At 67.6% G+C, this 284-nt stretch carries 1 pseudogene; it reads right to left on the bottom strand.

Features of this window, described 5'->3' with window-relative positions:
- Positions 1-284, bottom strand: a pseudogene (locus EN846_RS34715) (hypothetical protein); the annotation flags it as partial.

The following is a 284-nucleotide window of genomic DNA, read 5'->3' as shown; positions in this document are numbered from 1 at the left end:
GGCTGGAACCGCCCCGGTTGCCACTGCTGGCAAAGGCCTCGCTGAGGCGCTCGGCCAGGTCGCGCGCCTTGATGTAACGCAGTTCGTAGGAGAACAGGCGGGCACTGCCGCCGGCGGTGTCGATGCGGTCCAGCCACTGCTGGATCTGGTCCAGGTAGCGCACCTGCGGGGTGATCACCAGCACGGCGTTGGCGTTCTCCAGCGGCAGGAAGCGGAACATGCCGGCGCTGGGCGTCTTGCTCTCCTCGCCGAACACTTTCTCCAGGTCGGCAGCGACCTGCTCG

The sequence above is a fragment of the Mesorhizobium sp. M4B.F.Ca.ET.203.01.1.1 genome (assembly GCF_004791025.1).
GTDB classification, from domain to species: domain Bacteria; phylum Pseudomonadota; class Alphaproteobacteria; order Rhizobiales; family Rhizobiaceae; genus Mesorhizobium; species Mesorhizobium abyssinicae.
This window is presented reverse-complemented; position numbering and strand designations above follow the sequence as displayed.